The sequence below is a fragment of the Adonisia turfae CCMR0081 genome (genome assembly GCF_011009555.1).
Taxonomy (GTDB): domain Bacteria; phylum Cyanobacteriota; class Cyanobacteriia; order Phormidesmidales; family Phormidesmidaceae; genus Leptothoe; species Leptothoe turfae.
On the sequence record NZ_QXHD01000004.1, the window covers coordinates 3,206,839 to 3,213,034 of the forward strand.

The 6,196-nt window shown below is 48.9% G+C and carries 8 protein-coding genes; 3 read left to right on the top strand and 5 right to left on the bottom strand.

Features of this window, described 5'->3' with window-relative positions; genetic code table 11:
- Nucleotides 1-1,519: multicopper oxidase family protein (locus DXZ20_RS18045; protein ID WP_163703530.1), on the top strand; the 1,519-nt coding region annotated here is incomplete at its 5' end.
- An 83-nt stretch (nt 1,520-1,602) separates the two neighbouring features.
- Here DXZ20_RS18045 and DXZ20_RS18050 read toward each other — a convergent pair.
- Together DXZ20_RS18050 and DXZ20_RS18055 are read right to left on the bottom strand one after the other, a co-directional pair.
- The gene (locus tag DXZ20_RS18050; protein ID WP_163666463.1) at nt 1,603-1,932 is read right to left on the bottom strand and encodes a hypothetical protein; all 330 of its coding nucleotides are present in this window, start codon (nt 1,930-1,932) and stop codon (nt 1,603-1,605) included.
- A 111-nt stretch (nt 1,933-2,043) separates the two neighbouring features.
- Complete coding sequence (locus tag DXZ20_RS18055) at nt 2,044-2,370, bottom strand: hypothetical protein (RefSeq protein ID WP_163661783.1); 327 nt, start codon at nt 2,368-2,370, stop codon at nt 2,044-2,046.
- A gap of 269 nt (nt 2,371-2,639) precedes the next feature.
- Between DXZ20_RS18055 and DXZ20_RS18060 the strand changes: the two genes are divergently transcribed.
- Nucleotides 2,640-3,785: a PEP-CTERM sorting domain-containing protein gene (locus DXZ20_RS18060; RefSeq protein ID WP_163699646.1), complete on the top strand. Its 1,146-nt coding sequence runs from the start codon at nt 2,640-2,642 to the stop codon at nt 3,783-3,785.
- A 98-nt stretch (nt 3,786-3,883) separates the two neighbouring features.
- Here DXZ20_RS18060 and DXZ20_RS18065 read toward each other — a convergent pair whose 3' ends face one another.
- The 3 genes from DXZ20_RS18065 to DXZ20_RS18070 form a co-directional block, all read right to left on the bottom strand.
- Nucleotides 3,884-4,288 (bottom strand): hypothetical protein, encoded by a 405-nt coding sequence (locus tag DXZ20_RS18065; RefSeq protein ID WP_163699648.1) that lies wholly within the window; start codon nt 4,286-4,288, stop codon nt 3,884-3,886.
- Nucleotides 4,289-4,318: 30 nt separating this feature from the next.
- The gene (locus DXZ20_RS38530) at nt 4,319-4,447 is read right to left on the bottom strand and encodes a hypothetical protein (protein ID WP_348918707.1); all 129 of its coding nucleotides are present in this window, start codon (nt 4,445-4,447) and stop codon (nt 4,319-4,321) included.
- A 200-nt stretch (nt 4,448-4,647) separates the two neighbouring features.
- Nucleotides 4,648-5,043, bottom strand: a complete 396-nt coding sequence (locus DXZ20_RS18070) for an allophanate hydrolase-related protein (protein ID WP_163699650.1) — start codon at nt 5,041-5,043, stop codon at nt 4,648-4,650.
- A 270-nt stretch (nt 5,044-5,313) separates the two neighbouring features.
- On the opposite strand from DXZ20_RS18070, the gene DXZ20_RS18075 reads away from it, so the two are divergent.
- A partial coding sequence (locus tag DXZ20_RS18075) for a Zn-dependent hydrolase (protein ID WP_163703531.1) occupies nt 5,314-6,196 on the top strand: 883 nt, incomplete at its 3' end.

A 6,196-nucleotide genomic window follows, 5' to 3' on the forward strand; every position in this document is an offset into this window, starting at 1 on the left:
TCTTCCTCTTTTTGATCGTCCTTTTGAACCTATGCAGGTGCTGCCGTCTAAGTCAGTCACATCTGGCTTAGATGGCTATACCATCACCATGCAAAAATCCCAGGTGGAGATTTTACCCGGTAAACCAACCACCATGTGGACCTATAACGGGCAAGTGCCAGGGCCACTGATTCGACAACGCCAAGATACGGGGTCTGTAGTACGTTTTGTTAATCAGCTGGGCAATGATGATCAGGGCAGGGGCATCAGCACCGTCATTCATCTACACGGTGTAGCATCGTTACCTCAATACGATGGGTATGCCGAAGATATTATTCCAACCCAGCACTATAAAGACTATTATTACCCTAACGATAGAGCCGCTACATTCTGGTATCACGATCACGTTATTGAGCACACGGCCCGCAATGTCTACATGGGTTTAGCCGGCATGTACATTGTTGAGTACGACGCCCAAGACTTCTGTAATCCGGATGACCAACAACTGCTCCCCCAAGGAGACTATGACATTCCCCTAATTATTCAAGATAAGCGCCTGACCCCCGAGGGTGAGCTTGTATTCAACGACAGAGCCCATCGAGGCATTTATGACGATGTTGTTCTGGTTAACGGCGTACCCTGGCCCAGGCTAGCGGTGAAAAATCGTAAATACCGGTTTCGAGTCTTAAATGGCGGCCCATCACGCACCTTAAGTTTAGAGGCTCGGGTCAAACATAGCGATGGTTCCCTGGAGCCCGTGATGTTACAGGTGATTGCCAGTGACTCCGGCTTATTGAGTGCCCCCGTTACCACGGATAACCTGCGGGTAGGGGTGGCTGAACGGTATGAGTTTGTGATTGATTTTGCCGACTATGCAGGTAAAGAGGTACTGCTAGTCAACCCAATTTTCTTTGGCAACATAGACGGTAACCTGCGCAGCACTCAGATCATGTGCTTCCAGGTGAGTGGAGGAGCCCAAGACAATCCTCCATTACCAGAGCGGCTGACAACATTGACCCCCATGGCAACCCTATTATCCGAAGTGAAAGCGGAACGGAACTTCCGATTTGATCGAGCTGGTCGCTGGTTGATTAACGGTAAAGCCTGGGACCCCCATCGAGTCGATGCCTTTGTTGACCCCTGTGCCACGGAAATTTGGCGATTCACCGCAACCGGGGGTTGGGTCCATCCCATCCATATTCATTTGGGTCACTTCCGTTTACTGAGCCGCAGCCGTACTCCGGTTGCCCCCTATGAGCAGGGGCAAAAAGACACATTCTTTGTCAATGACTTTGAAACGGTGGAAATGATTGGTCGCTTTGGCCCCCACGAAGGCAAATACATGATCCATTGCCACAATCTGGTGCATGAAGATCATGACATGATGACTCAGTTCCAGGTGGGAAGCAACGGCTGTGAACCCTGTGCCGAGCCCGCCAAGCCATTACCAGCGCCAGCTAACTTTGATGCTCCACAATGTGTGCCCCCCCCTGAATGTGTCGTCGAGATGGACAATGGCGGCGCAGCCACCTGTGGATAAGGGGTAATTGATAAATACTCGTAGGGGTAGTGCCTCGTGCCTACCCCAAACAACTTGTGACTATCTTGCAATATTCGATCTATCTATTTAGCTCGATGGTCACCGGCATCAAATCGTTTAAGTGCCTTCATATCGTAGGGGTTAAACGGTTTAGACTGAGAGCGCTCAGACGATTGCTGCTCAGTTGTTGTCTGTTTAGGGGGTGTTTTCTCAGCAGCAGGCTGCGTGTCTTGTTGATTAGTATTCTTTTGACTGGGTTGTTCTTGGGGAACGTTGGCAGAAGATGTTTCCATTTGAGCGATCCAGTGTGTTGTCAGTGTGGCGTCAGGCGAAGCGAAGGCCCACTGGGGACCCAAAAACACAGCTACTCCCACAATTCCGATTAAACAGAGAAGAACGAGTTTTTTCACCATGGCCGTTCACCGGATACAGAAACAGCTGGGCTTAGCCATCATGCCTCGATCTTATGCAGTGTTTTTATCCCCCACGGCATCTTGTTACAAAGCTTACGCTTGCTTAGAAGGTTATTGGACGATGGGCGCGAGCATCATCAGTTCAGCATTGCCATCATCGGCTACGGCAGGCTGCAACAGATCGAAGAGATCAGGATATTGCTCGGCAATTTCTTGTTCGGTTAATGCAGCGTTTAGAACGGCACCTGACTCGTCAGCGACTGAGTAAAGGTATCCCTCGGGGTGGGAGGTGATCGTTACGGTGCGATCGCGAAGTTGAAGTTGAGCCACCACCGGCATCGTCTCAGGCTGACGTGTCACATCTTCTGCTAACGCTAACCCGGTCAAACCAGTTACAGATACAGCCGTCAATAGGGCTGCCATTGCAAATCGAGCCATCAAACTGACCTCCCACATATGAACATGCTCCAAGCCTATCGCAATCCTTTAGGAATGGCGGGAGGTTACGAACAGCGAGTGCTGTGTCAAAGCGAAAAATATGTAATGAACTGCAACTGTAACGAACAGTAACAGTCGTCGTTTAACTAAAGCTTCAGGAAAAACCAGGAATAACTTCTAAATAACTTCAAAGTAATTTAGTTACGCTAAAGGCGAATATGGGGACACCTGGAAACCGTAATCTGCTTTTACGTGGAGACGTGAGCACTTTGAATAAGATAATCATTACTGCTGGAGCCACCCTTTCAGCCATAGGCCTAATAGCTGGTGCACCTGCCCATGCAAGCACCCTATCCTTTAATTTTCAGCTAGATACATCTGCCGACGTAGGAGTTAGCCCATTTTTAGCAGGGCTCACATGGGCGGGCGTTACCTTACCAGACAGTTTTAATATTGATGCAGATGATGTTACAGGCAGTTTCATCGTTTTAGATGACCCCGATCAATTTACCGATGGTGAGATCGAGCTTGGCTATGACTTTATCGGTGCGGCACTAGGTAATTCCTACGAAGCCACACTGGACTCTTTGCTGGGTGACTTTGAACTAACCTCTGAGCAAGCTCTACAGTCCATTGATGATCTCTTTACCATCACTCAATTTACTGGCAAAGGCATTCTCAAGTCTGAATCTTTTGATGTAGCGGGTAACCCCAAGAATCCTAGCCCGTTTAATATCACCTACGACAATCAGGCCAATTCTGTGCTCATTAATGGTTATTCAGAGAAGGTAGCCAGTAGCTGTTTGTTAGCTGACTGTAGCCTAACGGGGAATGTTAGCTATGGCATCGGTGTTGTGCTCAGCGAATTGGTTACCGTTACGGGTGATTTGCTCGCTAATTCTGCAATTGAATTTAGTGAAGACACCAGCAATGCTATCCGTGGTCTCCGCCAGGCTGCATTACTTGTACAGCAGATCAATCCATCCTTAGAAACCTTGAGTTTGGCAACGGTCAACACTACTTTTGCCGCCAACACTGAGTTTCTAAGCTTCAATCCCAATGGTTCAGCGGATGACATATCGTTTGATGTCACTGGGGGCACACTGAGTGCCAGGGCAACAACGGATGGTCAGGAAGAGCAGCTTTTTACTAGAGCTTATGCCACCGAGGAAGAGGCCACTAAGGAAGAGGTCACCGCGACCGAAAACTGGACTGCCACAAAGTCAACTTCAACGGCCACACTAACTGGTGTAACGTCTTCACCCACGACCTCTGTATCATCAAGTACTCCACAGCTATTGGCCACAGTTGATGATAGCGATGTGCAGGATGTGCCAGAGCCGTCAATTGTTCTAGGTTTCTTAGGGACTGCTGCCTGGATGGCTAAGCGGAACCGTAGGAAAACGGTTGCTTAATCAAGTTTTACAATCAGGGCGGATATACCAATTACAAAAACTTCTTTGGGGGCGCACAGACTGTGCGCCCTTTTCTTATATTTTCTTATATTTGTTAGCTAGAAGCCGCCTGAAGAACGTCTGCCCCTATCTACTGGGGTCTCAGGAGTTAGCGGGTCACTTAGAGATAACACCTTTAGATAGTGGGAATATTCATCCACTACCTTTTTGTAGGTTTCCACAGCTTGTACATCATTTTTCGATGGAATATCAGTCTCATATAGGACCTGAGAAACAATAGTTTTTGCGTTTAAGAGGATCAGCGCTTCGTTGTCAGACTCAATTAATTGTTGATTTAACAGCTTTCTGTGTTCGTAAAAGCTAATTTCACGCTCACGTTGGAAGACCCCTTCCTGGGTCATGCGCGCACACATCATCAGATGTCTAATGGATTGAAGTTTCCCGTCACTATGGTTGTCATCCTTTTCCATGACATGCAATGCGATTTCCTTAGGAGTCTCCATAAGCCCTTGTGACCAGAACGATTGTAGAAATTACACCGTGTACTTATCCGCCTTTATTTTTATAAAACCTGCCTGGCAGGTTTTATAAAAATCGACCTGAGGCGGCACGGCTAAAATACTGTCCCATACCAGCTTTCCCCAGCCAATCATCTCCATCAACGATCATCTCTCCTCTTAAAAAGACTTTTTTCACTTTGCCCTGCACTTCACGGCCCTCAAAGAGAGAGTAGTCTACCAGGAGTAGTCGTCAACGGCGGTGACGATACGGCCACCTTTGATGAGTACTTTGCTCATGTTTCTTCTACGAGAGATCTGTTTTTAGATGGCTTTGAATGGCGTGGGCACCCCCCACCTTCCGATTACGGTTGAGAGGCTTTGTATGCAGTCCAGCTGCCGTGGTGAGAGATGTCGGGCCAGTTGTTTTCTTCGATAAGAGCTTGGGGGTATAGCATTGCGATCGCACGTCCTCCACCCTCCAAACTCACCTCTGCCGGATACATGTTCGGCGGCTCCGTAGACACCAGATAGTCATATTGCTCCGCCGTTAATTCGTACAGTTCACCGGGAATCGAAATGCCTCCCGAGTCCACGGCATAGATGCCTGGATGCCATCCATCTTTGATAGAATGCAGTCGATAGCTGGCTGTCGTTTTCGCTTCTCCTACAAAGGTGGCAGCTTGAAGATTGCCATGATCCGGCTGTCCCCGTAGGGCTGAACCACAAATAAATACGACTTTAGTTTCGCTATCAGCCATAGATGCTCTCTCCTTAAATTGTGACCACAGTGTTAGCTGTTTTATTAAACCCCATAGGGTTTCATTTCAAGGAAAACCCCATGGTGGGTGAAGTGCTCTAATCAATTTCTCAACCTGTACTGGGTGGGGCCACCATCATCTCGGGGTAACTGGCGTTACAGATACCTGACATAAGCATTTATAAAATAAAAATAATTTAAACAAGTTAAGGTTGGGGTGATCACTCACTGCTACTAGCTTGTCGAGTTTATTTGGCTGGACACACCACTTATGTTGAACATCATTGCATCTACTCACATCGCACCTGCCGATACACTGACGGTCAATGGGGAGCGCCTCATGCAAATGATGACCGATGTAGGAGCCATTGGAGCCTTACCCAATGGTGGGGTACGGCGACTTGCCTTTAGCCCAGAGGACCGTGAATGCCGACAACTAGTCCGCAGCTGGATGGAAGCGGCAGGCATGACCGTCACCATTGATGCGGCAGGCAATATAATTGGTCGCTACGCAGGCCGTTTTCCTCAAGCCCCGGCTCTGGCAACGGGCTCCCATCTGGATACGGTGCCCAATGCCGGTATTTACGATGGCACCTACGGCGTACTGGCGGGTGTAGAAGTTGCTCGCACTCTGTATGACCAGGGCATTCGTCCCGATCATCCCATCGAAGTGATCGTCTTTGCCGATGAAGAACGCACCATGATTGGGAGTAAGGCCATGGCGGGTAAAGCCAATCTGGAGCCGAGCTTTTATGAGCATCCCCACTATGAACCCATTGATATGGGGGTGAATTTTATTGGTGGAGACTGGGCACAACTGCCCTCAGCCAAACGCGATACGGATGGTCTGGCTGCATTTGTAGAGCTTCATGTTGAACAGGGACCCGTGCTGGAGGCTGCTGGCAATTCCATGGGTTTAGTCACTGGCATTGTGGGTCAGCGTCGTTATTTGATTACGATTGATGGCACCGCTAGCCATGCGGGGACAACGCCAATGCCCATGCGCCAAGATGCGTTGGTGGCCGCCTCCCAAATTATTTTGGCGGTGAATCGCCTCGGTAATAAAACCGGTGATGGCTACGGTGAACAGGTAGCTACGGTCGGTGCCATGCAGCTATCACCCAATGTGGCGAATACTATACCGGGTCGGGTGG